This is a genomic window from Halomonas faecis (genome assembly GCF_010993975.1).
GTDB classification, from domain to species: domain Bacteria; phylum Pseudomonadota; class Gammaproteobacteria; order Pseudomonadales; family Halomonadaceae; genus Halomonas; species Halomonas faecis.
The window spans coordinates 44,180-66,974 of record NZ_JAACZO010000007.1; the positions used below are offsets into that span (position 1 = coordinate 44,180).

The 22,795-nt window shown below is 61.2% G+C and carries 28 protein-coding genes; 22 read left to right on the forward strand and 6 right to left on the reverse strand.

Going from position 1 to position 22,795, the window contains the following annotated elements; translation table 11 throughout:
- The first annotated feature begins 93 nt into the window (after window positions 1–93).
- The 4 genes from GFD32_RS04295 to GFD32_RS04310 all read left to right on the forward strand — a co-directional run bounded on the left by GFD32_RS04295 (window position 94) and on the right by GFD32_RS04310 (window position 3,456).
- Window positions 94–684, forward strand: coding sequence for a DUF6927 domain-containing protein (locus tag GFD32_RS04295; protein ID WP_163575334.1), 591 nt, complete (start codon window positions 94–96; stop codon window positions 682–684).
- Between the two features lie 101 nt (window positions 685–785).
- Entirely contained in the window at window positions 786–1,658 is an 873-nt protein-coding gene (locus tag GFD32_RS04300; protein WP_163575335.1) for a hypothetical protein, read from the forward strand.
- A gap of 136 nt (window positions 1,659–1,794) precedes the next feature.
- Window positions 1,795–2,034 (forward strand): hypothetical protein, encoded by a 240-nt coding sequence (locus GFD32_RS04305; RefSeq protein WP_163575336.1) that lies wholly within the window; start codon window positions 1,795–1,797, stop codon window positions 2,032–2,034.
- A 186-nt stretch (window positions 2,035–2,220) separates the two neighbouring features.
- Window positions 2,221–3,456, forward strand: a complete 1,236-nt coding sequence (locus GFD32_RS04310) for a hypothetical protein (RefSeq protein ID WP_163575337.1) — start codon at window positions 2,221–2,223, stop codon at window positions 3,454–3,456.
- Between the two features lies 1 nt (window position 3,457).
- Here GFD32_RS04310 and GFD32_RS04315 read toward each other — a convergent pair whose 3' ends face one another.
- Entirely contained in the window at window positions 3,458–3,784 is a 327-nt protein-coding gene (locus GFD32_RS04315; protein WP_163575338.1) for a flagellar transcriptional regulator FlhD, read from the reverse strand.
- Between the two features lie 223 nt (window positions 3,785–4,007).
- On the opposite strand from GFD32_RS04315, the gene GFD32_RS04320 reads away from it, so the two are divergent.
- The 11 genes from GFD32_RS04320 (at window position 4,008) to GFD32_RS04370 (ending at window position 11,585) form a co-directional block, all read left to right on the forward strand.
- A complete protein-coding gene (locus tag GFD32_RS04320; protein ID WP_163575339.1) occupies window positions 4,008–4,469 on the forward strand; it encodes a hypothetical protein in 462 nt (153 codons plus the stop codon).
- A gap of 134 nt (window positions 4,470–4,603) precedes the next feature.
- Window positions 4,604–4,951, forward strand: coding sequence for a single-stranded DNA-binding protein (locus tag GFD32_RS04325; RefSeq protein WP_163575340.1), 348 nt, complete (start codon window positions 4,604–4,606; stop codon window positions 4,949–4,951).
- A 65-nt stretch (window positions 4,952–5,016) separates the two neighbouring features.
- Window positions 5,017–5,586 carry a hypothetical protein gene (locus GFD32_RS04330; protein WP_163575341.1) on the forward strand — a complete coding sequence of 190 codons (570 nt, stop codon included), beginning with the start codon at window positions 5,017–5,019 and terminating at the stop codon, window positions 5,584–5,586.
- A gap of 95 nt (window positions 5,587–5,681) precedes the next feature.
- Complete coding sequence (locus GFD32_RS04335) at window positions 5,682–6,500, forward strand: thioredoxin fold domain-containing protein (protein ID WP_163575342.1); 819 nt, start codon at window positions 5,682–5,684, stop codon at window positions 6,498–6,500.
- 70 nt (window positions 6,501–6,570) lie between these two features.
- On the forward strand, window positions 6,571–6,957 hold the full coding sequence (locus GFD32_RS04340) for a hypothetical protein (protein WP_163575343.1): 387 nt from the start codon (window positions 6,571–6,573) through the stop codon (window positions 6,955–6,957).
- Window positions 6,954–7,400 (forward strand): hypothetical protein, encoded by a 447-nt coding sequence (locus GFD32_RS04345; protein WP_163575344.1) that lies wholly within the window; start codon window positions 6,954–6,956, stop codon window positions 7,398–7,400. The genes GFD32_RS04340 and GFD32_RS04345 overlap by 4 nt, the downstream gene beginning before the upstream one ends.
- Window positions 7,397–7,759 (forward strand): hypothetical protein, encoded by a 363-nt coding sequence (locus tag GFD32_RS04350; RefSeq protein WP_163575345.1) that lies wholly within the window; start codon window positions 7,397–7,399, stop codon window positions 7,757–7,759. Before GFD32_RS04345 ends, GFD32_RS04350 begins: the two co-directional genes overlap by 4 nt.
- Before the next feature lie 398 nt (window positions 7,760–8,157).
- Window positions 8,158–9,105, forward strand: coding sequence for a recombination-associated protein RdgC (locus tag GFD32_RS04355; RefSeq protein ID WP_163575346.1), 948 nt, complete (start codon window positions 8,158–8,160; stop codon window positions 9,103–9,105).
- 206 nt (window positions 9,106–9,311) lie between these two features.
- Entirely contained in the window at window positions 9,312–10,088 is a 777-nt protein-coding gene (locus tag GFD32_RS04360; protein ID WP_163575347.1) for a ParA family protein, read from the forward strand.
- Window position 10,089: 1 nt separating this feature from the next.
- On the forward strand, window positions 10,090–11,307 hold the full coding sequence (locus tag GFD32_RS04365; RefSeq protein ID WP_163575348.1) for a ParB/RepB/Spo0J family partition protein: 1,218 nt from the start codon (window positions 10,090–10,092) through the stop codon (window positions 11,305–11,307).
- Between the two features lie 5 nt (window positions 11,308–11,312).
- Complete coding sequence (locus GFD32_RS04370) at window positions 11,313–11,585, forward strand: helix-turn-helix domain-containing protein (RefSeq protein WP_163575349.1); 273 nt, start codon at window positions 11,313–11,315, stop codon at window positions 11,583–11,585.
- A gap of 46 nt (window positions 11,586–11,631) precedes the next feature.
- Here GFD32_RS04370 and GFD32_RS04375 read toward each other — a convergent pair whose 3' ends face one another.
- From GFD32_RS04375 to GFD32_RS04390, 4 genes are all read right to left on the reverse strand, one after another.
- On the reverse strand, window positions 11,632–11,988 hold the full coding sequence (locus GFD32_RS04375) for a hypothetical protein (protein ID WP_163575350.1): 357 nt from the start codon (window positions 11,986–11,988) through the stop codon (window positions 11,632–11,634).
- On the reverse strand, window positions 11,985–12,938 hold the full coding sequence (locus GFD32_RS04380) for a tyrosine-type recombinase/integrase (protein ID WP_163575351.1): 954 nt from the start codon (window positions 12,936–12,938) through the stop codon (window positions 11,985–11,987). The genes GFD32_RS04375 and GFD32_RS04380 overlap by 4 nt, the downstream gene beginning before the upstream one ends.
- Window positions 12,931–13,251 (reverse strand): hypothetical protein, encoded by a 321-nt coding sequence (locus tag GFD32_RS04385; RefSeq protein ID WP_163575352.1) that lies wholly within the window; start codon window positions 13,249–13,251, stop codon window positions 12,931–12,933. The genes GFD32_RS04380 and GFD32_RS04385 overlap by 8 nt, the downstream gene beginning before the upstream one ends.
- 615 nt (window positions 13,252–13,866) lie before the next feature.
- Window positions 13,867–14,142, reverse strand: coding sequence for a hypothetical protein (locus GFD32_RS04390; RefSeq protein ID WP_163575353.1), 276 nt, complete (start codon window positions 14,140–14,142; stop codon window positions 13,867–13,869).
- A gap of 449 nt (window positions 14,143–14,591) precedes the next feature.
- On the opposite strand from GFD32_RS04390, the gene GFD32_RS04395 reads away from it, so the two are divergent.
- Both GFD32_RS04395 and GFD32_RS04400 read left to right on the forward strand, forming a co-directional pair.
- On the forward strand, window positions 14,592–14,951 hold the full coding sequence (locus GFD32_RS04395; protein WP_163575354.1) for a histone-like nucleoid-structuring protein, MvaT/MvaU family: 360 nt from the start codon (window positions 14,592–14,594) through the stop codon (window positions 14,949–14,951).
- 31 nt (window positions 14,952–14,982) lie between these two features.
- Window positions 14,983–16,014 (forward strand): plasmid replication protein, encoded by a 1,032-nt coding sequence (locus tag GFD32_RS04400; RefSeq protein WP_163575355.1) that lies wholly within the window; start codon window positions 14,983–14,985, stop codon window positions 16,012–16,014.
- A 2,127-nt stretch (window positions 16,015–18,141) separates the two neighbouring features.
- Here GFD32_RS04400 and radC read toward each other — a convergent pair.
- Window positions 18,142–18,696, reverse strand: a complete 555-nt coding sequence (radC, locus tag GFD32_RS04405; protein WP_163575356.1) for a RadC family protein — start codon at window positions 18,694–18,696, stop codon at window positions 18,142–18,144.
- Window positions 18,697–18,827: 131 nt separating this feature from the next.
- On the opposite strand from radC, the gene GFD32_RS04410 reads away from it, so the two are divergent.
- The 5 genes from GFD32_RS04410 to GFD32_RS04430 all read left to right on the forward strand — a co-directional run bounded on the left by GFD32_RS04410 (window position 18,828) and on the right by GFD32_RS04430 (window position 22,657).
- Window positions 18,828–19,751: an ArdC family protein gene (locus GFD32_RS04410; RefSeq protein ID WP_163575357.1), complete on the forward strand. Its 924-nt coding sequence runs from the start codon at window positions 18,828–18,830 to the stop codon at window positions 19,749–19,751.
- A gap of 159 nt (window positions 19,752–19,910) precedes the next feature.
- Window positions 19,911–20,921, forward strand: a complete 1,011-nt coding sequence (locus GFD32_RS04415; RefSeq protein WP_163575358.1) for a DNA-binding protein — start codon at window positions 19,911–19,913, stop codon at window positions 20,919–20,921.
- Between the two features lie 30 nt (window positions 20,922–20,951).
- Window positions 20,952–21,179, forward strand: coding sequence for a hypothetical protein (locus tag GFD32_RS04420; protein WP_163575359.1), 228 nt, complete (start codon window positions 20,952–20,954; stop codon window positions 21,177–21,179).
- Window positions 21,176–22,270 (forward strand): helix-hairpin-helix domain-containing protein, encoded by a 1,095-nt coding sequence (locus tag GFD32_RS04425; RefSeq protein ID WP_163575360.1) that lies wholly within the window; start codon window positions 21,176–21,178, stop codon window positions 22,268–22,270. The genes GFD32_RS04420 and GFD32_RS04425 overlap by 4 nt, the downstream gene beginning before the upstream one ends.
- Before the next feature lie 66 nt (window positions 22,271–22,336).
- The gene (locus tag GFD32_RS04430; RefSeq protein WP_163575361.1) at window positions 22,337–22,657 is read left to right on the forward strand and encodes a hypothetical protein; all 321 of its coding nucleotides are present in this window, start codon (window positions 22,337–22,339) and stop codon (window positions 22,655–22,657) included.
- The last annotated feature ends 138 nt before the right edge of the window (window positions 22,658–22,795 follow it).

Consider the following 22,795-nt stretch of genomic DNA (forward strand, 5'->3'; position numbering starts at 1 on the left):
CGCATGCGAAACACCCCCACTTTTTGGCGTCACTGCCCTCCCTATCTCCTATCGAGGCCTGCAATCCAGCAGGTATGAGAGAGGAGAAAGACTATGGGTACACTGTGCATCCCGATGCCGGCCGACAAGAAAGCCTACCTGGACGACAACTACTCCAGCGCGGATGGCTCCCATATCGTGCTGAAGTCGACCTTCGTTGGCTCGACCTACTACGCCGCGGTCAGGATCACCAAGCGAGGTGACTCGGATGACGAGCCACCGGTGATCTTCACCCTCGGGGCGGTCGTCAAGACGAGCAGCATGCAGGGTGAGTTCTGCTACAAGTCGATGGACGAGAGCATGGGGCCGAATGAGTCCCAGTGTCCTATCGGCATCCTGTTGCTGCTGACGCCGACTGAAGAGCTTGTCCGCATGGGCATCTTCTCGGAGACCTCGGCGGAATGGGCTCAGGCGTGGCGAGACCGGTGCCTCCAGCATGCCGAGGCGAAGAAGAAGCGCTCTCGGCTGAAGGCGGGGGATCGCATCAAGCTACCGTACACGGTACGGTTCGTCGGTGGTCTTGAAGCTGACACGTTCACCAAGGTGGAACTGCCTCGGCGGCGTAACGTCTTCAGGCCCGAAGGATCAGCTAGCTATGTTCGGCTGACCCCTCAGCATCTCAACGATGCTGAACTGCTCGCATAACCATTCAAGCCCCCTCTGCCTTTCCTGGCATGGGGCTTTTTCCGTTCAAGGCCAGTGGTGCTCGCGCCGATAAATCCGACTCACGGAACTGGAGATGGCTTATGAAATCACGACTGCTGGTTGCAGCGCTCGCCTCAGCAGCGCTACTCAGCGGGTGTTCGTCCCTGGACAGGCCTACGGGAGACATCAACTACAGCGAGAGCAATAGCCGTGCCTATAACCTGGCCAGGGCGGGTGGGCTCTATCAGGCCAGGGACCGGGCCGTGTCGGCGGATGAGTATGCGGTGGCTACGTCTACGGTCTCCGATGCTTTTGGTGCCTCTCTGGCGCTCAGTAGCTCGCAGGGCCTGGGCCTGTCGGCAGGTGGCGCGATTGGCCTTGGGCTGGCGAGTGCGTTGCTGGCGCCACCCGGGACGATGGAGAGGAGCAGTGCTTTTTTCTTTGTGCCGATCGAAGAGGCTGAGACCCGTGACGAGGCAGTAGAGCTAGTGCTCTCGCTATACATCGAGGCCCTGGCCGGTGCCAGTGATGCCTTGGAGCTTGAGCCCCACGGTGATAATCCGGGAGACGATCCAGCCGTTCGGTTCCAGAGGAGCGGCCGAGAAGGCGCCGGTATGTTCCTGATCAACCCTGAGGTCGGATGCCCCAGCCGGGAGGAGGTCGAGAGTTTCCGGGATATGTGCTTGGCGAGCTTGCAGATCCCGGTTCGCCCTAGATCCCCTGGTCAGGCACCTCTGGCAATCGGCGGAGAAGGCCAGGTTCACCCCTTTACAGCCACCCACAAGACCCGCTACCCGCGGTTTGTCCTGAGAGTGCCGGACGACGCGGCGGCGCTTCGCCCCCTGCTGGCCGCGCAGATTTCAGCGCGGATGCCGGAGTGGTTCTTCGCCTACCTGGCCCCCAGCCGGAAGCACCGCACACCGCCGATGGTCTTTGAGAAGGGCGAGCCTCAGCTGTTTATCGTCAAGAAGTGATCTGGCCAGCTGGCGGCGCCCGGCCGCCAGCCCTGCAACATCCACACCTGCGCCATGAGCGTCTACGCTTCTGTCACTCCCCGCCCTATCTATCGGTGAGGCCTGCAATCCCGCGGGCATGAGAGAGGAACGTGATATGGCATCTCGCATCAACCGCTTTGACTGCATCACCACTGCAGCGCTACGTGGCCTGGCCTGGGGATCTCTCTATGGTCTGACTGTAGCTGCCCTGATGACGGTAGTGGCCATGCTTGCCAGCCTGCACCCAGGCGTCTCAGGCACGATTGATTGGCCCGGCGCCCAGGGGTGGATCATCATCTCAGCGGCTCCCGCCCTCTGGGCGATCGTGATCTTCCGGCGGCGTGATAGAGACTGACCTCACTCGCCGTTATGCTACCTTCCCCGGCCCCATCGCTGATCTCAGCATGGGGCTTTCTGTCTCCTGCCCTCTGCAGCATCCCCACCTATGCCGGCCGCGGCAGGCGGAGCCCTCGCAGCGTCAATACATGCCCTACCTCTCACTGAGACCTGCACCCGCAGGAATGAGAGAGGAGAGACCGACATGATGACCCAGAACAGCAACACCACCTGCTGGATTCCGAAGTGCCACCTGCCGGCGCTCAAGGCAAAGGTGGAGGCGCTGGATCGCAAGGCAGCAAAGCTCGGCATGGAGCCGTTCAACATCGAAGTGCTTGAAGAGGCTGTGAAGCCTTGGACGCGGCAGATCCTCGACCTCGAGGACAAGATCGGCTATCACCGCGAGGAGACCATCCGAGCAGTGAAGGTGCGCATCACCGGTGAGCCACCTCAGATTGATGGCTACCGGCTGATCGCCAGGGTCGACATGGCTGCCGCTGAGGCTGTCAGAGTCACCCCCCTGGCATGGGCCTATGATCGTCTTCCCGAGCCGTACCGGTCGGGCGAGGCAACAGGGCACTGCGATCATTGCCATCAGCCGCGTGAGCGTCGTTGGCTGTTCCTCCTGGAGGAAATGGCGACCGGCAAGATCCTGGAGGTAGGCAAGACGTGCCTCAAGGACTTCCTCGGCCGCCAGGGAGGCGATGCCATGCTCCGGCGTGCTCAGGTCCTGTTCTCGGTGATCAACATGATCGAGGAGATCGACGAGGACGGGGGCGTGCAGGGAGGCAGGCCGCCTGAGCCGGTGGTCGACCTTCGCTGGCTCATGTGCGCCGCTGCCATGCAGATCCGCAAGCGGGGATTCGTCTCGCGAACGCGAGCCGAGGAAACCGGGGATCTGGCCACCGCTGAGATCGTCGGTGAGATGACGCGCTCAAGCGTGATGCGCCGCAAGGGCATGGCGGCGTTTGAGTCTGAGGATGTCGCGAAAGCGGATGCCGTTATCGCCTGGGCTCGGGAGGTGCTGCCGGCGAAAGCCGACCACTCCGAGTTCGAGTCGATGATCGTGCATCATGCCCGCTTCGACATGGTTGGCCTCAGGCGCGGTGTCGGGGTGATGACTGCAGCGATCACCGCCTACGACCGCTACAAGGAGCAGACGGCTGGCTTGGAGGGGCTTCTGGCCCTGGGCTATGCCGGCGACCCGGGTGAACGCCTGGAGCTGGTGTGCGAACGCAAGCGGTCCTTCTCCTCGGAGACGAGGTGGGGGCTGATGTGGAAGCACATCTTCTGCGACACCGATGGCCGTCAGCTGGTCTGGAAGACTGGCAAGGCGATCGAGGAGACCAAGGTGAAGCTGAAGGGGCGTGTGAAGGAACACGGCGAGTACCGCGGGATTCCGCAGACCGTCGTGACACGCTGCTCAGTCCAGCCTGTTTGATTCACCTACCCCCTTGCGCTCTACGAGCCTTGGGGGTTTTCTCTTCTTCAGAGGCTTCGCAGAGCAGTTGGTCCTTCACGCTGGCCCGTGGAACCTCGCGCTGGATCGCCTCACGCAGCAGCTCGACCGATGGCCAGAAGAGCGATTGGTTGATGCTGCACAACCGAACCAGCTGTTCGGTTGGTGTTTCGACCAGCAGCGTGGCCATGTCAGGACTGAGGTGCAGGGTCTCTGGTGGGCAGCCGTCCTCCAGCTGGCGCCGGATGTGGAGCAGCAAGGCGAGGTTCAGCTCCTGAAGCTCCTGCAGCAGTTTTTCGTGGCTATCCATGGGCTGGCCCTCGTCTCCAGTCACTTCGGCGCCAGCGGACCTCCTCGCCCCGTCAGCGGCGCTTCCCAAGGGGCACATCCTACCGGCGCTGACGCGCCTCCGAAACGGCACGATTTGTTCCGCATGCGAAACAAAACCTGGGCTGCGCCGGAGCATCCCGTATGGCAGACCGCCCCCTATCTCCTCATGAGACCTGCACCCGCAGGAATGAGAGGAGAGAGCAATGAATATCGAGCTGATCGTGAACCAAGAGGATGCCCTGGCCTTCGGCCGTGAGTTCGGCGGGCTAGACATGAATGCGCTCGAGCCCGACGAGCTGGCGTTTGCCGCCGACCCGCAGCACGGCGGGCGCTTTGTGCTCCCCCGTGAAGCCGGCCGCAGCTGGCGCCAGCCAACACCGCGAGAGATCGCGGCGATAGGCGACGATGGCAACGTCGCCTTCGAGGTGTTCGCGCTGAACGAGTTGGATGGGTTCGCCTTCTCCACCGAGGATGGCACCGTCATCCAGGTGCGACGCCCCGACCCGGGCTTGCATCGCCAGGACACCCTCCAGGCTATCGAGGAACAGGACACGTTCGTGGTGAGCTTCACCAAGCGCTTCTTCCAGAGCACGTTCCTGTCCAACCTTGCCCAGTGGCGCTTCCTGCAGCCACGCGCCAAGGTCGCACGTCACCCTTCGCGGTGATTCTCAGCCTCCTCGACTCATTGAGTCAGGGGGCTTTTTCATGCCCTGCCGCCTGCCACGGCCGTTAGTGTCAGTGCCGCCCCTATCTCCCATCGAGACCCATATCGGTGGGAATGAGAGAGAGGAGTTAGATCATGCACGGTAAGACTTTCCAGATCGGCCACATCGGTCAGCCAGAAGTGCGTCAGAACGGCAATGGCAAAACCTACGTCCGTTTCGGCGTCAACATGGCCAAGAAGTCTACTGACGAGCCCATGTGGCTGAACTGCATTCTTGGCGGCCGGTTCGCCGAGGTGATGAAAGATCGACTGATGCGGGGCCAGCTCGTGTTTGTCGAAGGTCAGTTGTCCATGCGCAAGGCGGATAACGGCACGGTCTACACCAACCTGATGGTTGATGTGTGCCGCATCCTGCGTGACCCCCGTTCTGCTGCGAACGGCAACGGTAATGATGACGACCAAGACGGAGAAATTCCGTTCTAACTTGTTGATTCAACAGCCCCTTGGCATGCCTTGGGGCTTTTTCATGCGTAAACGAAGGGCACCCCATGAGCGACACAGATCAGGAAACCACCTCCTCCCCCGCGCCAGCTCACCGCCTGGCCCAGGTGCTCCCGGTGGCGGGCGGCGTGCTCGGCGCCATCGCCTTCGCCGTGACGATGCTGCCGGTCAGTTTGCCGTGGAAAGCTGCTGTGGAGCAGGCGCCACAAGTCGTCACCTTCGACACCGCCAAGTACGTCAATGCCCGCCGGGCAGCGGCGAGCGAGCTGCTAGGCACCTCGCAAGAAAGCGATGCGGCGGTTTCCACGCTGGCGCGGGTCGACCGGGGTGTGAGGCCAGCCATTGAAGAGGCGGCCGGGGGTGCCGTGGTGATCGTCAGGCAGGCCGCTGTCCTGGAAGGCAACCTGCCCGACATCACCGACAGCGTGCTGCGCGACCTGGGGCTGCCCACCGATGCACCGACGATCGACACCTCGATTGATCGGCCAGCCGATACCAACTACAGCGCCTCGAGCCTCTATGAGGAGGCTCGAGAGCTTGTCAGCCGTGCCAACCAAGATGCCCGGACACGACTGGAGACCCGCGGACAAGCGGACATTGAGGAGCTGCTGCCCTGACGCAGCGGTATTGGAATCGACATGTGGCCAGGCGGCCGCATGGCAGTATCACGCCAGCCACGTGGCTGGCGCCAACAGAAGCTCAAGGAGCCAACATGAAGCGCACCACTCTGATCGCCACTGCCGTTACCCTGGCCTCTTCCCTGATGGCTGGCGCCGCTCACGCCCAGCAGCAGGATGCCGGCAACATCGCACTGCCGAAGGCGATCGCCGACCTGGGCATCCCCGACGCAACGGTGGACAAGCAGTTCGAGACCGGCATCGAGGGCATCAATGGCTATGTCGTCAGCGTCGAGACGGACACCAACGTGCTCTATACCACCGAGGATGGCCGTCACGCCTTCATCGGCATGATCCTTGGCGAGGGGGGCATGAACATCACCCAGCAGCACATCGAGGAGCACATGGGCGGCCTGCCTCAGGCGCAGATGCCCGGCCAGCAGCCTCAGGCGGCAGGTAACAGCGGCTTCAGTGCTGAAGAGGAGGCCAATGGCTTCGAGCTGATGGAGAGCGTCCCGTTCTATGCCGAGGAGGGGACCGGCGACAAGGTGTTGTACGTGGTGTACGACACCCAATGCCCGTTCTGCACCCGCATGCACGATGCGTCCCGGGAGGTTCTGGATGAGGTCACGATCCGCTGGGTGCCGGTGGGTTACCTTGGCGAGCAGTCTCTGGTCGAGGCGGCCGGCATCGTGGAATCTGATGAGCCGCTTGCACTGATGGAGGCCCTGAAGCGTGGCGAGGTCTCAGACCTGACCACCACCCCGGGCGCCATGGAGATCGTGTCGCAGAACAGCCAGATCGTGCGCCAGGCCGGAATCACCTCGACCCCGACCACCATCTATCAAGATGAGGATGGCACCCCGCGAATCCGCCGGGGAGCGCTGACTGCCGAACAGATCCGTAGCCTGTAACATCGTGCCATGTTGCCTGCGCCCAGCCAGCCTCGCGAGAGGCGGCCGGGCGCTTCACTAGGAGAGCCTTATGTCACAGCCACAGCCTGACAGCCCGCCAGTAGGCAGCGTGCGTCGCACGGTTGAGTTCTTCTTTCCGCAGTTCGAGGTGAATCGGGTCTTCCCGCGCCAGCCGGTGCAGGTACGGCGAGGAAGGGGCGAGCGCACCATCTACCCTTGGCGTTGGTTGCGCCATCAGCTGACCCTTGAACAGGCACGCTGGATCGCGAACCGAGCGGCTGAATACTGGCTTCGCTGGTTCATCGCGTTCGGCGGCACGCTCTTTGTGGCGGTCAAGGTAGGCCCGCCGTATGGCGCCTTCATCCACCTCGGCTTCACTTTGCTGGCAGCCTGGACGCTGCTCGGCGTGGCTGTTGCCGTAGGCCTTTCACGCAAGAACCCCGGGAGCCAGGCATGACACATGACAAGCAGGGCTGGACAGCCTCGCTGGCAAAGCTGTTCGGAGGCAACAGAGATCAATCGGAGAGCCAGGCGCCGGCCGCGGCCGACAGCCCGGCCGTGACCCAGGCGACATTGGCTCTGGCTCGGGATCTGCTCAACGAGGAGCCCTCAGTCGAGCGGTTCAAGGTGAAGGATAGGGTGACCTGGAAGTGGGGCATGAAGAACAAGGTCGCCCCGATAGCCCAGCAGACGGCTGTGGTGATGGCGATCCGTCCAGATCCTTTCTTCGATGAGTCGCAAAGCGCCGCTTCCGCCTACTTCGAGGAGCCCCTGGATGTCCGGGTGGGCGTCTTCACGCCAGAGGGGATCTTCCGGGAGGTGTGGGTCGACGGCCGGCGGCTTTGTCACATGACGGACAGCAGAGCCCGGAAGGTGCCTGACGAGGGCGGCCAGCGATGAAAGAGCAGCACGAACCGGCTCAGGAGGCCTTTGGTGAGGCGATGACCAACGTGGCCAAGGAGCAGCTGGGGCTGGATGGCCGTTACCGGGTCTATGCGGTGGCCACCGACCAGATTGATGAGATCGACCTCGATTCGCTGGGGGACATCGATGACCTGCACCAGCACTGCTCCACCGTGAAGCTCCCTGCCGGCCTGGCCAGGGTCAGCTTGGCGCCCCTAGTCGATGGGCGCTGGCGCCTCGAGGAGGCTGTTCATGGGATCGTCAATTATGGCGACCCAGCACGGAAAACGATCCAGGCGGACGCAACGACAACCGGGCACTGGGTTCATCTCGGAAGCGCCGACCGTGAACACTAAAGCTAGAAAACGTCGTCTAGTATAGCTACCATATGAGCCATGAATCTGTTGACCTCACACCGCTTGATGACCTTCCCCTCACCAGGGAGGACGTGCGCTACATCCTGGATTGCCTACGGCAGGGCGGTGTGGGGGATGCACAGCCGGTCCTGGCCGCCTATGCCTCATGCTGGCTGGCGGCGGCTCAAGGTATCCCTGAGCGCCAGCGCGATAACGCCGGGCGCCGTGCAGCCAACACCTTCCTTCGTGAGGCCCTGGGCGTGGCCCTAGCTGCTTCCCGCCCGCATTAACGGGGATGGGCGGTAGGGAGGAGGAGTTATACCGTTATCTATAGGCTATTCCTACCAAATGGCAGCCTTCCCCCTACCTATCGATGACCCCAATCCATAGGTGCCCTCATGTTTACCAACGCCATACTCTACCGAGCCCACTCCGCTTTCCCTTCCGTCTCTGATCTTGCCTCCCTACTCGACAAGCAGGCCTTCCGGCCTTGCTCAAGCCAGGAAGCGAAGAGGGTAGGGTGGTCGCCTGTGTGCGGTGACCAGCTCGTTCACACGGTACTCGGCCAGTTCCTGATGTTGTGCTGCAGGCGCCAAGAGCGGCTGCTACCGCCGGCCGCGGTCAAGGAGGAGGTTGAGGAGCGTGCAGCGGCACAAGAGAGAGAAACCGGTGTGGCGCTACGCAAGCGCGAGAAGCAGCTGCTCAAGGAGCAAGTCTACGAGGAGCTGCTACCCCATGCCCCGAAGCGCACCAAGCAGCTTTGGATCGTGATCGACACCCGGCGCCAGTGGCTGTTGGTCGACTCGGGGAGTCGGAAGAAGGCTGAGGAGGCCCTGGACTTGCTACGCCTCACTCTGGGCTCCCTCAAGGTGACCCCTCTGGCCACGCAAACGCGGGCTAGCCAGGTGATGACTGCCTGGCTGCGCCAGCCAGACGATCGCGCTGAAGGCTGGGAATTGGGAGAGTCCTGCCAGCTGGTGGCCTCAGCGGGTGATGATGGTGTGATCCGGGCAGCCCAGGTGGATCTCGACTGCGATGAGATCAAGCACCACCTCGAGAGCGGCCGGGTGTGCGCCTCCCTGGCGCTCACCAAGGCCGATCAGCTCAGCTTCACCCTGCAAGATGACCTCTCTCTCAAGAAGCTCGACTTTGACTCAGCACTGCTGGAGAAGGTAGAGGATGCCGATGACCAAGCGGCCCAATTCGACGCGGATGCCCACCTCCAGGCTCCTCTGCTGTTCGAGGTGATCGAGCAGCTGGTGGCGATTCTCGGCGGCGAGGTCCTGCCTGTCGCCAGCGAAACGACTTCCAGTGATCCGGGTGAGGCGCACCAGGACGCCGCATAGCCCGATCTTTTCTTTCCTCCTCAGCCGAGGCCCGATTCGCGGGCCTTTTTTTGTGCCCGTAGTCTCGATTTTTGCGCCTTGTCGCTACACTATATGTGGTATAGCATGTTTCGCATGCGGAATTTCACAGGCGATGGCCATTGCGTGACGTGGCGCCGCCAGGCCATTCATCCACCAGTCTTTACTGGTCGGGTAACGAGGAAACCATGACCAAGATCATCAGCTTCGCCAACCAGAAAGGTGGCGTGGGCAAATCTACGATCTGCCTGCAGACCGTGTTCTACCTCCAGGAGGCGGGCTATCGCGTCCTGGCCATTGACCTGGACCCCCAGGGCAACACCTCCAGCCGCCTCAGCCAGGGTGATGAAGGCACCTATTCCGGCACGCCTTCCGTCAGGCTCTTCGATGAGGGGCTAAAGGAGATCCAACCCATGCGCTGCGAGCGCGGCATGGACCTGATCTGGACCATGAAGAATGACCCGGAGCTGTCGGAGATCGAATCGCTGCCGCTGGATTGCGTGCGCCACCCGATCGCGAATCTGAGGGCCAGCGGCATCCTCGAGCACTATGACTATGTGCTGATCGACTGCCCGCCGAGCCTCGGCCGCAAGCTCGTGGCCGCTCTCACCATGTCGACGCATGTTATCTGCCCCGTGCAGGTAAGCGGCTTCGCCCTGGACGGTGTTGAGGGGCTACTGAACACCATCATCAGCGTGCAGGAAGAGCTGAACCCAGGGCTGGACAACACCGGCATGGTGATCAACAACCTCAAGCGTGGCTTCGAGGAGGACATGAATACCCGTGACCAGCTGCGTAAAGCGGTCCCGGATCTGGTGTATGAGGCTGAGGTGGGTGTCAGAGGGCAGCTCGACGTAGCGAACTTGAATGGTGTGCCGGTGTGGAGCATCAAGAAGACCTCGGCGCGTGAGGCCGCGAAGGAGATTCGGGCGGTCATCGAAGAACTGATGAGGAAGGTGGGCTGACATGGCACTGGGTAACCTGAACAACCTGCAAAGCCTCTCCCGGCGCTCCAAGGGCGCGAAGGAGGTACTGGTCCTGAATACCGACGAAGTGATCCCGAAGGAGGGTCAGGTTCGTCAGGCCTTCAATGGTATCGAGGAGCTGGCCGAGTCCATCAAGGTCAACGGGCAGGAGCAGCCAATCATCGTCTATCCCAAGGGCGACGATGGGAAGTATCGCATCCAGAAGGGAGAGCGCCGCTGGCGGGCTTGCAAGCTGGCCGGGCTCACCATCGAGGCGATCGTGAGCAAGAAGGAGCTGAGCGACCTCGAGGAAACGGCTGGGGAGCTGATCGAGAACATCCAGCGCGAAGACCTGACGCCGATGGAGATTGCCCTCGGCCTGCAAAGGTTCATCGATGCCAACTGGAAGGCGATCGATGTCGCCAAGCGGTTGGGCAAGTCTCGGGGCTATGTCTCCCAGCACCTGGCGTTGCTCAAGCTCCCGGAGTGCGTGAAGCGCCTCTACGACGAGGGGATCACCACTGACACTGAGGCCTTGAACAGCCTGAGGCAGCTCTATGAGCTGGAGCCGGAGAAAACCGCCACGGTCTGCGAGAAGGCCATGGAAGAAGGGATCACCCGCAAGGCCTGCCGGTCACTGCTCAAGCTGGCGAAGAACGGTCAACTGCCGGCCTCGCCGGATGTCAGCGGCGAGGTGGCGCCCCCGCCCTCAACCACTGGCGTGGGCACACACGACGACCAGCCCGGCCTCAAGGGCCTTGATGGCACTCAGACGAGTAGCGAGGATGGCGACATCGACACCTCATGGCTCTTCGAGGGCGGCGAGAGCAGTGGTGGGGATGCCCCCCCAGCATCGGCACCTCCTGGCGCCCAGGAATCCGGTGGGGATGCAGCAGGAAAGCCCGTCCCTGGTCAGGGGAAAGGCCAGGCGCCGACTCCCGAGAAGCCCGCTCAACAGCCGTCAGCCAAGGCGCCAAAACCCCAAGAGCCTGAGGCTTCCCAACAGCAGGCCGGCAACTGGACTCCTGCTGTGCCCGTCCGCGCTCGCATTGTCGTGAGCATCAAGGTCCAGGGGCAACAGCGTAGCGGGACGTTGCTGCTCGATCGCGTCGACGCTGAGCCGGGGTACTGCTGGGTGCAGCTGGATGGAAAGGAGTCGGAGCCCGTCCGCATTACCGTGTCTGAGGTGAAGCTGCTCGGCGTCGAAGGCGAGGAGTAGAGCCAATGTCGACCCTTCCCAGAGACACGGAGAGGAAGTACGCCATCATCCGAGCGATCGATGCTCTGGAGCGTCCCACGCTCCAGGACATCGCCGGTGAGACCGGGATTCCAGCTGGCTCAGTCAAGCGTCAGCTGACCTCGATCCGGCAAGAGTTCAAAGTGAAGATCCTCTTCATCCGAGACCCCGGCTCACCAGAGGGCGCAAACGGCTACTATGCCCTGGAGGGCTGGGGCATCCTGGATCGCGATGCCTTTCTTCGTCACTTCGGTGGATGACCATCCAGCACACACAACCCATGGGGAGGCCTTTGGCCTCCCTTTCTCATTCCAGGCCTTCCCCATGGAGCAGACAGTAATCCCCTTGGAGCGCGACCCATTGCGCCGGTGATTCGACAAGGTGCCCGCCCTGCACGGGATTGCGGCATTGCCGGCCTCTTGCTGTACGGGCCGCGCACTGCACCACATAGCCGGCGCCCTGCCAGGCGAGATACTGGGCACGGGTAACGCCGTGAGCTTCGGCCAAGGCCGCTGGCGGGTCATCCCAGTACCTCGCGGCTTGGTCGGGGCTCAGGTGGACGGTCACCTTTCCCACCGGCCCATCGTGGCTGGCCGTGAAGCTGATGCCTTCCGCTGCCAGCCGATTGATGACCTCTGCCGGAGTGAATCGCTCGTTCGTCATAGGCCTTTCATCGCCTCTTCCAGGCGCCGCTCGGCGCTGCGATCGTAGCGTTGGGTCGTGGCCAGGTTGGAGTGGCCCAGGGCATATTGCACAGTGAGCACATCGATGCCGCGATCCAGCATGTTGGTGGCGAAGGTCCGCCGGAAGTCGTGGGGCGAGCACTCCTCAAGGCCTGCCTGGGCGGCTCGCTCCTTGATGATGAAGTAGACCGCCTGATCGGTCAGCCTGGCATCACTAACCACCCCATGGCGGCGGACGCGGGTAAACAGCGGGCCGGCGTCACGGCCAAGGGAGGCCTGCCACGCCTTCACCTTCTGGTAGGCCTGACGGGGTACGAACACCAGGCGCTCCTTGTTCCCCTTGCCGATAATCTTGATGGCCTGGCGACCCGGCTCGATGCTCTCCAGGTCAATCGCCACGCTCTCCGAACGCCGCAGCCCGGTGGCCACTAACAGGTGAATCAGGGCGGCGTCACGCGCCCCTCTGGGGCTGTCATCTGTTTCGCATGCGGAACAAATTGCCTCAACGGCCGCGGGCTCGAGGAACACCCCTTTCGCCAGCCGGGTGCCTGACACGCCCTTGAGATCCCTGATCTGCTGGTAGCTCTCGCTGTCCATCATGCCCATGACCCACGCCTCGCGGGCCACCCCCTTCATAGCCGACAGGGCAGCATTGACCGTGGCTGGCGCTTTGCCCAGCTCTGTCATCATCTCCACCAGGGAGCGGACGTGATCGCGCCGCAGGAGCTGCCAGGGGCACTCGCGGATGCTGTAGCCACCGCTGATGCTGGCGATGTACTTCAGATGCGAACGCATGGTGATCCGGCTGCGCCGGGAGTTGAGGTTCAGCAGGTATGAGAGGCCCGGGTTACCCTTGGCCTCGGCGAGCTGACCGCCAGTGTCGGCAACCAGGGGCGACGAGATGGGCGCGATCGCGAGGCCATTAGCCATGGGCGCCTCCCGACAGGGCCAGTACCATCTCCTCCAGCTGGGCGCCCTGAGTGGCCGAGCATGGGGCAACAGACTTGAGATCCCCGTATCGGTGGCGCAGCTCGTGAAACCAGCCGGTCTCTCCATGTGCCTCGACGTAGACCCGCTGGCGAATGAGACGCCTGGGCAGCGTGAGACTCAGGTGCTCGAGCACGGAGTCAGCATCCTCAATGACGCTGACGACGCCGCCCCCGTCTTGAATGATCACCATCATGTCATTGACCAGTCGGACTCCATATTCCGCCCTGGGGGGCATGGCTGCGTGACTATCCATGTGTCGTCTCCTCGGTAGACTCGTCGGGGTGGTGATTGACGCGAGATTCTTCAAGCGGGGCCACTACGCTGTACCAACGACGCTCCATGGCCTCGCGCAAGGACACAGCTTCAGCGAAGGCCGCCTCAGACGAGCTGAACCGGGCATGCGGAGTGCCAAAGCTGAACGACTTGCTTCGCTTTCGGCGGGGGGCGGATGCAACCTTTCCAGGTTGGTCAGGCAGGGTTACGCCGCCGTTCTCCGGCTCGTACCAAGACGCAACCCAGCATGGCGCCCTGCCGGGACGCTCATCGAGCTGGACCCCCGTGCGCGGCGTCACCCGTTCTCGGCGATGCTTGGCCACTGACCGCTTCGGGACCGCCATCATTTCGCGCCAACGCTTGGCACCCCAAATGGCCATTCCTATGCGATCACGCTCCTCGATGCAGGCTGCCAACGTCTCTCGCTCAGTCGGCATGGGAGTAAGCGACTTGGTGACATACCGACCGCTTGGCAGGGGAACCCGGATCATTGGCTTAGCCCATGAGGCGGGCCAGCTGACGTGCTTGGCGGCAGCCCAGGCCTCGAGCAACCGAAGCTCGCGTGGCGCCACCTTGCTCTGGCTGACGCCGACCATCAAGCCTCCTCGCACCAGTACAGGAACGCCTCCTGCTGATGGGGGCTGCACGGGGCAAACCCGACGAACCGACCTTGCTCGACCTTCAGCTCATCGAATCGCCCCATGGTGTCGCGATAGAAGATGCGCCGGAGGCCCAAGCCACCCAGCTCGGCGGCCAGCCGATCGATGACGCCCTGGGCATCGTTGGTGACGGAGCGTGGCCCGTCCTGGTCAAGGATGAGCACCAGAGTGTCGGTGACCGTCGCGATCTTGAATATGGCCTGTAGGTTCATGTTGTTGCGTCCTGTTCCCGGGGCTCGTGGTCAGCCTAGCGGACCCTATCGCCCTTCTCTACTTTCTTAAATGACCATTTTAATAAGTAGAAAAGCAAGATGCCATCCCGAGCTACATTTTTTGTAGCTTGTCATGATCATTCGCACCCCCTACAATTACATATAACTATTTGTTTTTACTTGTATTTAAGCGTATTTTTCCGCCATCGCAGGGGCTCATACGCGAAATCTGTGCTTGGTTCTGGGGGTTGGCCCGCTAGATTTTGCGGTAAGGACCCTGAAAACGGGACTGCCACAAAGGAGCATTGGCACCCGAAGACTGTTGCGATGCCGGGCCTCAGGGTGGCGCTGGGTGACACAGGCCGGCTCCGATCGCAGCATTGACACAGGATGCACAGGTGGGCAATATGTGCTTTGCACACTTAAATAGCACCCTATGAGGATGATGAATGAGCCTCCTTCAGCAGTATGCTCAGCTCGAACAACAAGCAAAAGAGCTTCAGAAACAAATGGAGATTTTGCAGGAGAGAGACGACTTTAAGAAGGAAAAGGTGTTCTTGGAAAAGCTGCAAGGTTTAATTGAAGAGTTCGGTAGAACGCCTCAGGATGTCATTAACCAGTTATCCCCTAATCGCTTCCATTCAACAGTGAATGAAAACAAAAGAAAGAAGCGCAAGTTAAAAGTGTATAGAAATCCCGGCACCAATGAGATTATAGAGACTCGTGGCGGCAACCATAAAACCCTCAAGTTGTGGAAAGACGAGCATGGTGCTGAAGTGGTTGAATCTTGGTTGGTTGAAGAACGCTAAGTGTTAATCAGCAGGCTGAACGAGGTTGGCAATGTCAAAAAAGAAGCGCAATGACAAGGACATACAGGAAATTTCTGTTCACTCCACGCCTCAGCTGGATCTCTTCAGCCTGCTGGATTCTAGGGATAAGCATTATAGCAACAGCATCGATATTTATGATGCTCTCCCAAAATATTCCCTTGAAAAGAGGCGGCGGTTTACTGATATAGCCCAAGCCGCTGCAAAAGAAAGGGAATGCCGAATTGGCGACCAAATAATAAGGGTGAAGGTTCGTCCAGCTCTCATTGAAACTGAGCCCGGAAAACCCGAACTTGTATTTCCCGGGGAGCGGGAAGAGATAATTGAAGACGCCCTTCGCAAACTTGCGGTAAATGGCGGAATAGCCATGATAGATGGCAAAGTAGGTGTGCTCTTCACTTTCTATCAGCTGCGCAATGAGCTTAGGAAAAACAAACATGAGTTCAAACTAAGCGAAATAAAAGAGGCGATTCTTGTCTGCCGAGGTGCGCAACTGGAAACCATATCAGATAATGAAGACACGGTTATATCTTCTAGTTTTTTCCCAATGGTGGGCTTAACCACTCGGAAAGATATTCAACTGCGTGAAGGCGACACCAAATGTTACGTTCAGTTCAACCCACTGGTTACTGACAGCATTAAAAAGCAAACCTTCAGGCTCTATGACTACAGAACGTCGATGGCCATCAAAAGCCCATTGGCTCGCTATATACATAAGCGTATGAGCCATCATTGGAGCCAGGCATCGTCAAAGCATCCGTACACACCGCGCTTGGTTTCATTCTTGAATGGCAGCCCAAGGGGACTGTCAAAGGAGATGGCCAACAACGTCAGGGCCATGAAGACCGCACTTGATACGCTTATTAAGCATGAGGTTGTCGAGAAGTACGATGCCTCTGAACGGATAATGCAAGGCCCTAAACTGCTTGATATAAAATATAAGATATATCCGACTGACAAGTTCGTAAAGGTCATTAAAAAAGCGAACTACAAGAGCCAGATCGTCTCAACTAAAAATGCTCTTCTGCCTGACCAGAACCAGTAATCCTCTTATAAAAGGCGCTGCATAGTTTAAAATTATGCAGCACTCCCCCTCTTCTTTCTCCCCTTTCCAGGGATAATCAGCAGCTCATCTCTAAAGCGTCCACCTTTTTGTGGCACGGTTGGCACCGGTGGGGATGTCGACACCACTCGGTTGCTCGAGGACGGCCCGGGTGCGATCACCATCAGTGGGGATGCTGCAGAGGCCTGGCCCTGGACACCGCCGACACCGGTGGGAATGCCGCAGAGGAGCCCTGCCCCAGGCGCCCCTGGCACCGGTGGGGATGCTGCAGAGGCCTGGCCCTGGACACCGCCGACACCGGTGGGGATGTTGCAGAGGAGCCCGCCCCGGGAACCGTTGGCGCCGGTGGGGATGCTGCGGAGCTGCCCGCCCCGGGCACCGTTGGCGCCGGTGGGGATGTTGCAGAGCCTCGCCGCCGGCCGCTGCTGACACCGGTGGGGATGTTGCAGAGGAGCCCGCCCCGGGAACCGTTGGCGCCGGTGGGGATGTTGCAGAGCCTCGCCGCCGGCCGCTGCCGACACCGGTGGGGATGTTGCAGAGGAGCCCTGCCCCAGGCGCCCCTGGCACCGGTGGGGATGCTGCAGAGGCCTCGCCGCCGGCCGCTGCCGACACCGGTGGGAATGGCGCAGAGGAGCCCTTGGCACCGCCGACATAGGTGGGGATGTTGCAGAGGCCTGGCCCTGGACACCGCCGACACCGGTGGGAATGGCGCAGAGGAGCCCGACCCGGCCGCCGCCGACACCGGTGGGAATGTCGCAGAGGAGCCCTGGGCACCGCCGGCATAGGTGGGGATGTCGCAGAGGCCTCGCCGCCGGCCGCTGCCGAGATAGGTGGGAATGTCGCAGAGGAGCCCTGGGCACCGCCGGCATAGGTGGGGATGTCGCAGAGGCCTCGCCGCCGGCCGCTGCCGAGATAGGTGGGAATGTTGCAGAGGAGCCCCGTGCTGGCGCCCCTGGCACCGGTGGGGATGTTGCAGAGGAGCCAGCCGATGACACTGCCTGGCTGCTCGAGGATGACCCCGCCACGACCGGTGGGGATGCTGCAGAGGAGCCCTGCCCTGGGCACCGCCGGCACCGGTGGGAATGTCGCAGAGGAGCCCGCCGCGGGCACCGCTGGCACCGGTGGGGATGCTGCAGAGGAGCCCTGGCCTGGGCACCGCCGGCACCGGTGGGAATGTCGCAGAGGCCTCGCCGCTGGCCGTTGCCGGCACCGGTGGGGATGTTGCAGAGGCCTCGCCCCGGATCGCTGCCGGCACCGGTGGGGATGTTGCAGAGGCCTCGCCCCGGATCGCCGCCGGCACCGGTGGGAATGATGCAGAGGCGCCTGCCCTGGGCGCCGTCGAGATAGGTGGGAATGATGCAGAGGAGCCCGCCCCGGGCACCGCCGGCATCGGTGGGGATGTTGCAGAGGAACCCAGAACGGATCGCTACTCGACCCCATTGATAGCCGCCCCTGGACAGGGGACTGGCCGGCTCTGTGGAGGCTGGAGACAGAAATTGGCGCTCAAAAATGCTACGCTCCAAATGTTAACGGTATAAATCCTTGTTGAACGAGCTGTCGTATCCACATTTCTTGTGCATAAGGCTGTGGGTAACCGCCTCCTGATAGGTGGGGATGTTGCATAGTTTCGGTGGGGATGTTGCAGCGGTTAATATATGACCAGCCATTTAGCCCCTCCTGATAGGTGGGGATGTTGCAGAGGCCGTATCGATGCGTAGCTATGGGGATTTGTCAATAGGCTAGGGCGGCCTTTCGATAGGTGGGAATGCTGCATAGTTGGCCCTCATCTACCCCGAAATGTGGATAAAACGCTGTTTTCTGTGGAGAACTCAAGGATAACTCGACGCCATAGGTGGGGATGTTGCAGCGGTTTCGGTGGGGATGTTGCAGCGGTTTCGGTGGGGATGTTGCAGCGCATTTCCGCCGAAAGGTCTTTAGAATTAGTAAATTAGACTCTTTCTGGTGCTCCGTATCCCTGTTTTAACCCCGCCAGAACCCTATAACCCTTTACTTCGTATCCAAGGATTCTGTGTTCGATAGTTCGACTTGTATGAAAAAAGCCTCTCTAGCGGATGCCAGAGAGGCTTGAACAGGCAGATTGCCTCTGTGCTACAGCAGGCCTCGCTCAGCAAAGCTCGTGTAGCCGGTACTGCCCACCACAAGGTGGTCCAGCACTTTCACATCGATCAACCCAAGGACCTCCACAATCCGCGATGTGATCTTTCTGTCGGCTTGGCTAGGCTCCACCTCACCCGAGGGGTGATTATGGCTCAAGAGGCAAACCCCAGCTCCCAACTCGACAGCACGACGAACAAGCTCTCGCGGATAAACCGATGCTGAATCAAGCGTTCCTCGAAACAGCTCCTCATGTTGAAGCACCACATGCTGGCTATCCAGCCAGGTCACGGAGAACACCTCGTAGGGCAGCTCCGCATACTTCAACCTGAGGTAGTCTGCCACCCGCTGAGGGGAAGTGAGTTTTGCATCGCCGTCAGGATGCTTCTCTCTGAAACGCCTCTCCAGGATCTGGATTGCCTCCTGGATCACACCGTCATCGCGTTCCCGGCGAGTTTTCTGCAAATCCACTACCCCCTTTCCAGGGAGGTCATAGACCTTCGCTGCTTCGTTGATGCCGAACAGATCAAACTGCACACGCTTTCCCATCTCACTCTCCTCTCTCATACCCGTCACCGGGCTCTCAGTGAGAGGTAGGGCGGGCGCTGACCCTTAGCGTCACCAGGCGCCCTATCTCCCCTTGAGACCTGCATTCGCAGGAATGAGAGAGGAGAGAGACCATGAGCAAGAGCCCGAAGCAGACCAAGCGTGCGATCGACAACATCCGTGAAGCGCTGATCAAGGGGCTGATGGAAGGGACGGCGCCCTGGCAGAAGCCCTGGGTGCCTGGCCAACAGGATGTCAGCCAGCCCTACAACGCGGCCTCTGGTCGCGCCTACACGGGTTGGTCGAACATCGTGAGCCTCTGGTACGCCGCTGAGCAGGCGGGTTACACCAGCCCTGCCTGGGTCACGTTCAAGCAAGCCAAGGAGCGTGGCACCCACCCTCGCAAGGGGGAGAAGGGAACCCCAGTGGAGTTCTGGAAGTTCCTGAAGAAGCGCGAGAAGGACGAGTACGGCAACCTCATCGAGGAGAAGGTGATCCCGATGTGCCGGATCTTCTACGTCTTCAACGAGGAGCAGCTGGCAGAGCCGCTGACGGACGCTGGCAAGCCACCCGTGATGGAGGCGCAGCCGGAGCCCGTTCAATTCGTGGCGAAGCTGATCGAAGCCTCTGGCGTGGTGTTGAGCTGGGGAGGCGACAAGGCCTACTACCGGCCGTCCACGGACGGAATCAGGCTGCCTCGGCCGGAGCAGTTCCATGAAACCCGCGAAGTCGCTGCAACGGGCCTTCATGAGCTGATCCATGCCACTGGGGCACCATCACGGCTGAATCGCGACAAGAGCGATCGCGCTCGTGAGGAAGTCGTAGCAGAGGCTGGCGCCTGGCTTGCTGCCATGCGATTCGGTCTCCCCGCGACCCCGGAGAACTCCGCGTCATACCTCGCTGGCTGGGCCTCACGGCTCACTGGTGATCAGACGAAGGAGCTAGACCGCGCACTGGCTGATGCCCAGGCAGCGGTCACCTACATCGAGGAGCTGGCAAATCAGAGCGGCCTTCTCGGTGAGGACACTGGATCACCCGCTGCTGCTTCAGCCGCGTGATCTATCCCTTCAAGCCTCCCTCCCTTGGGAGGCTTTTTTCATGGATGCGAGATGGCCGGGAATCATGCAATGTCATGATGTCTCTATACTGTGTTGCTGTACGTATGTATTGTATGTACGATACGTACATACAATACATACACCCGCAAGGAACCCGCTATGGTCATCAAACCCGAGATCCGTCAGCGAATCGTCAGCGCCGCTGATCAATTGGTTGCCGAAGGCATCGAGCTGCCAACCAATGAGCAAGTCCGAGAGCGCATGGGCGGCGGATCGCTGTCGCACATCTCCCCGGTGATGCGCGAGTGGAGAGAAAACCAGAAGGTCGCCGCGGTTGCGGCCAGGGATATGCCGAAGGAGGTTCGCGCCGCGATAGAGCGTATCGGAGGGGAGCTGTGGCGTGTTGCCAGTCAACTGGCTGACTCGGACGTTGAGAAGGTCCGGGCAGAGTGCCGGGAACGCGAAAATGCCGCCACAGCGGAGCGAGATGAGGCTTTGCGGGAAGTCGAGCGCCTGGAAGCCGCCCTGGGCGCCCAGCGCTTGGACAGGGAGGCGGATCAAGCACGGATTGCAGAGCTTGAGGCCGCATGTCACGACCACAAAGCTGAGATCGCCGCGGCCAACCAAAAGGCTGAGGGCGCCAGCGAGCGCGTGAAGGATCTTCAGGCTCAGCTGACCCAGCAAGGCCAGCGGCTGGACGATGCCAATACCAACCTCAAGGCGCAACAGGATGTCATCGAGCAGCTGCGCGAAGAGAAGTCCCGGTTGGACTTCCAGGTGGTTTCCGTCGAGAACGACCTCTTCACTCGAACCCGAGACCTCGAGACGGCCCAAGCAGGGTTGGAGCGATCCGAACAGGCGCTGGCTGACCATCGAGAAGAGCTGTCATCTCTCCAGCAGGCGCACGCTGCCTTGAAAGCTGAGCACGCAGCCGCTGCGCGACGGGTTGAAGAGCTTACTGAGGAGAGCATTGTCCTGCGTACCAACGGTGAGCAGATTCGCTCTCAGTTGAGCGAGGCGAGAAGTGAGCTGAAGTCGACCACCCAGCGCCTCGAGGAGTTGAAGGCAGCCGAAGAGCGCCTGCACGAAGTCCGAGCTGAGCTTGCAGCATGCCAGGCCCGGGAGCAGGAGTTGCGCCAGCAGCTCGCCCAGGACAAGCCAAACCAGTAATCGGCGAACCGCACGAAGGAGCTATATCCAATGAGCGATTTTCGCGACACCCGTGTTGGGGTGACGAATGCCGCTCGCCTGCTGGGGGTGAGCGTGACCGAATTGAAGGAGGCGGTCAGAACCGAGGGTCAGCTGCGCGGCGTGGAGCCTCCCACCCCGATCGGCTTCCTGGGCACCAGCGCCACCCAGATGTATTTCAGAGCTGGCGATGTGATGGACTGCGCCGACCTTATCCGCCGCCAAGGGAGCAAGGCATGACGCGATGGTTTCGCAGCGCCCTGGTGGCACTGACGCTCGGCCTGCTGAGCCCGGTGGCCACGGCGGGCATCCTGGTGGGCTCGTTCAATGCGCTCCAGCTGGGCTGGGATAATGGCAAGAACCTGGAGAAACTGGCGCATGTCGCCCACCACCTGGATCTCATCGCGTGGCAGGAGGTGATGACCGAGGAGGCGGTAGAGGCGCTGGTCGATGAACTGGAGGTTGCCTCGGGCGAGCGCTGGGGCCACATGGTGAGCCATGCGATTGGCCGCGGCAGTTACCGAGAGAGGTATCTGTTCACCTGGCGAGAAAGCCGCGTCGAGTACAGTGGCGGCGCTGTGGTCTATATCGATGACCGTGACCGGTTTGCCCGGGAGCCATTCCTGGCCAAGTTCAGGAGCCGGTTGACGGGGCAGGAGCTGGCGCTGGCCAATATCCATGTGCTCTATGGCAACAGCGTCCGGGACCGCCTGCCCGAAATCGAGGCGTTGGTGGGAATATGGGACTGGATGGCCGACATCTACCCCGGGGTGCCACGGATCATTGCCGGCGACTTCAACCTGGCGCCGGGCCACGCCGCTTGGGATAGCCTGCGCCAGCAGGGCGCGGTGCCGGCGATCACCGAAGGCGCCACTACCCTCAGCACGACGCGCCAGCAATTCGTCAATCTCTACGACAACCTCTGGAAGGAGGATGGGGCGTTCGTCGTCTCAGATCGAGGCATCATCGACTTCCCGGCGTTGCTGGGCATCGACTTCCAGCGGGCCAGGGATGTCATGAGCGACCATGCCCCGGTCTTCATTGGCCTGGGCGGTGCCGAGCTGGCGCTGACACCATTCCAGGGCGCGGTGGTGGCCGACCGGGCGCCTGCCGCTAATGACCCGACCTACGATCCATGCGTTGACCTCAACGGTAGTGGCGCGGATCACCTCGAGCAGCTGCCGCACATCGGTCCTGCTAGAGCCACGGCGATCATCGAGGAGCGCCCCTGGGGCTCCGAGGAAGCGTTGACGCGCATCCCGGGCATAGGCCCTGCCCGGCTGGCTGACATCCGCGAGAGCGGCCTGCTGTGCGATCTCGCGGCACATTGAGCGTCAGCTCTCCCCCTACCCTCCCACGAGACCTGCAATCCCGCAGGAATGTGAGAGGAGCCACCTATGCGCACACATGACGACATCCTTGACCGGCTATGGGCTGCACAGCCGAAGAGCTACACCGCGATCTGCAAGGACTCGCTGGAGGAGTTTTCGCTCCGCATCGAGTACGTGCAGGTGACACCGCAGGCCGATCGCGCTGTGGAGCACCAAATGGCCATGGATGAAGCCAAGAGGCTCTGCGCATCCGCATGGGAGCGTGTGGTGGAGTACGCACCCTGTATGTCAGAGCCGGACCCCAGCACGATCGTCTGCATTGGCCTGTTCGAGGGCAGCATTGAGGCCGCCATGCTGGATGAGGCCTATTTCGATTGTTCTGCATAACCCGCACTTCGCGTGAGTGCTTTGCTGGGCTGGGTGGTGATCCTCACGGACACCCCCGCCCCAGCTCCCCTCAGCGCCAGCCACACCTCCCCAGCCACGTGTCACCCTTCCCCCTATCTCCTCATGAGACCTGCAATC

What these genes read in the sequence shown, in the direction of transcription:
- GFD32_RS04340 (WP_163575343.1), top strand. Translation starts at nt 6,571, where the DNA reads ATGTCACAGCCACAGCCTGACAGCCCGCCAGTAGGCAGCGTGCGTCGC.
- GFD32_RS04420 (WP_163575359.1), top strand. Translation starts at nt 20,952, where the DNA reads ATGAGCGATTTTCGCGACACCCGTGTTGGGGTGACGAATGCCGCTCGC.
- GFD32_RS04315 (WP_163575338.1), bottom strand. Translation starts at nt 3,784, where the DNA reads ATGGATAGCCACGAAAAACTGCTGCAGGAGCTTCAGGAGCTGAACCTC.
- GFD32_RS04300 (WP_163575335.1), top strand. Translation starts at nt 786, where the DNA reads ATGAAATCACGACTGCTGGTTGCAGCGCTCGCCTCAGCAGCGCTACTC.
- GFD32_RS04415 (WP_163575358.1), top strand. Translation starts at nt 19,911, where the DNA reads ATGGTCATCAAACCCGAGATCCGTCAGCGAATCGTCAGCGCCGCTGAT.
- GFD32_RS04350 (WP_163575345.1), top strand. Translation starts at nt 7,397, where the DNA reads ATGAAAGAGCAGCACGAACCGGCTCAGGAGGCCTTTGGTGAGGCGATG.
- GFD32_RS04425 (WP_163575360.1), top strand. Translation starts at nt 21,176, where the DNA reads ATGACGCGATGGTTTCGCAGCGCCCTGGTGGCACTGACGCTCGGCCTG.
- GFD32_RS04400 (WP_163575355.1), top strand. Translation starts at nt 14,983, where the DNA reads ATGTCAAAAAAGAAGCGCAATGACAAGGACATACAGGAAATTTCTGTT.
- GFD32_RS04310 (WP_163575337.1), top strand. Translation starts at nt 2,221, where the DNA reads ATGATGACCCAGAACAGCAACACCACCTGCTGGATTCCGAAGTGCCAC.
- GFD32_RS04370 (WP_163575349.1), top strand. Translation starts at nt 11,313, where the DNA reads ATGTCGACCCTTCCCAGAGACACGGAGAGGAAGTACGCCATCATCCGA.
- GFD32_RS04375 (WP_163575350.1), bottom strand. Translation starts at nt 11,988, where the DNA reads ATGACGAACGAGCGATTCACTCCGGCAGAGGTCATCAATCGGCTGGCA.
- GFD32_RS04295 (WP_163575334.1), top strand. Translation starts at nt 94, where the DNA reads ATGGGTACACTGTGCATCCCGATGCCGGCCGACAAGAAAGCCTACCTG.
- GFD32_RS04430 (WP_163575361.1), top strand. Translation starts at nt 22,337, where the DNA reads ATGCGCACACATGACGACATCCTTGACCGGCTATGGGCTGCACAGCCG.
- GFD32_RS04345 (WP_163575344.1), top strand. Translation starts at nt 6,954, where the DNA reads ATGACACATGACAAGCAGGGCTGGACAGCCTCGCTGGCAAAGCTGTTC.
- GFD32_RS04395 (WP_163575354.1), top strand. Translation starts at nt 14,592, where the DNA reads ATGAGCCTCCTTCAGCAGTATGCTCAGCTCGAACAACAAGCAAAAGAG.
- GFD32_RS04380 (WP_163575351.1), bottom strand. Translation starts at nt 12,938, where the DNA reads ATGGCTAATGGCCTCGCGATCGCGCCCATCTCGTCGCCCCTGGTTGCC.
- GFD32_RS04355 (WP_163575346.1), top strand. Translation starts at nt 8,158, where the DNA reads ATGTTTACCAACGCCATACTCTACCGAGCCCACTCCGCTTTCCCTTCC.
- GFD32_RS04305 (WP_163575336.1), top strand. Translation starts at nt 1,795, where the DNA reads ATGGCATCTCGCATCAACCGCTTTGACTGCATCACCACTGCAGCGCTA.
- GFD32_RS04325 (WP_163575340.1), top strand. Translation starts at nt 4,604, where the DNA reads ATGCACGGTAAGACTTTCCAGATCGGCCACATCGGTCAGCCAGAAGTG.
- GFD32_RS04390 (WP_163575353.1), bottom strand. Translation starts at nt 14,142, where the DNA reads ATGAACCTACAGGCCATATTCAAGATCGCGACGGTCACCGACACTCTG.
- GFD32_RS04385 (WP_163575352.1), bottom strand. Translation starts at nt 13,251, where the DNA reads ATGGATAGTCACGCAGCCATGCCCCCCAGGGCGGAATATGGAGTCCGA.
- GFD32_RS04320 (WP_163575339.1), top strand. Translation starts at nt 4,008, where the DNA reads ATGAATATCGAGCTGATCGTGAACCAAGAGGATGCCCTGGCCTTCGGC.
- radC (WP_163575356.1), bottom strand. Translation starts at nt 18,696, where the DNA reads ATGGGAAAGCGTGTGCAGTTTGATCTGTTCGGCATCAACGAAGCAGCG.
- GFD32_RS04335 (WP_163575342.1), top strand. Translation starts at nt 5,682, where the DNA reads ATGAAGCGCACCACTCTGATCGCCACTGCCGTTACCCTGGCCTCTTCC.
- GFD32_RS04330 (WP_163575341.1), top strand. Translation starts at nt 5,017, where the DNA reads ATGAGCGACACAGATCAGGAAACCACCTCCTCCCCCGCGCCAGCTCAC.
- GFD32_RS04365 (WP_163575348.1), top strand. Translation starts at nt 10,090, where the DNA reads ATGGCACTGGGTAACCTGAACAACCTGCAAAGCCTCTCCCGGCGCTCC.
- GFD32_RS04410 (WP_163575357.1), top strand. Translation starts at nt 18,828, where the DNA reads ATGAGCAAGAGCCCGAAGCAGACCAAGCGTGCGATCGACAACATCCGT.
- GFD32_RS04360 (WP_163575347.1), top strand. Translation starts at nt 9,312, where the DNA reads ATGACCAAGATCATCAGCTTCGCCAACCAGAAAGGTGGCGTGGGCAAA.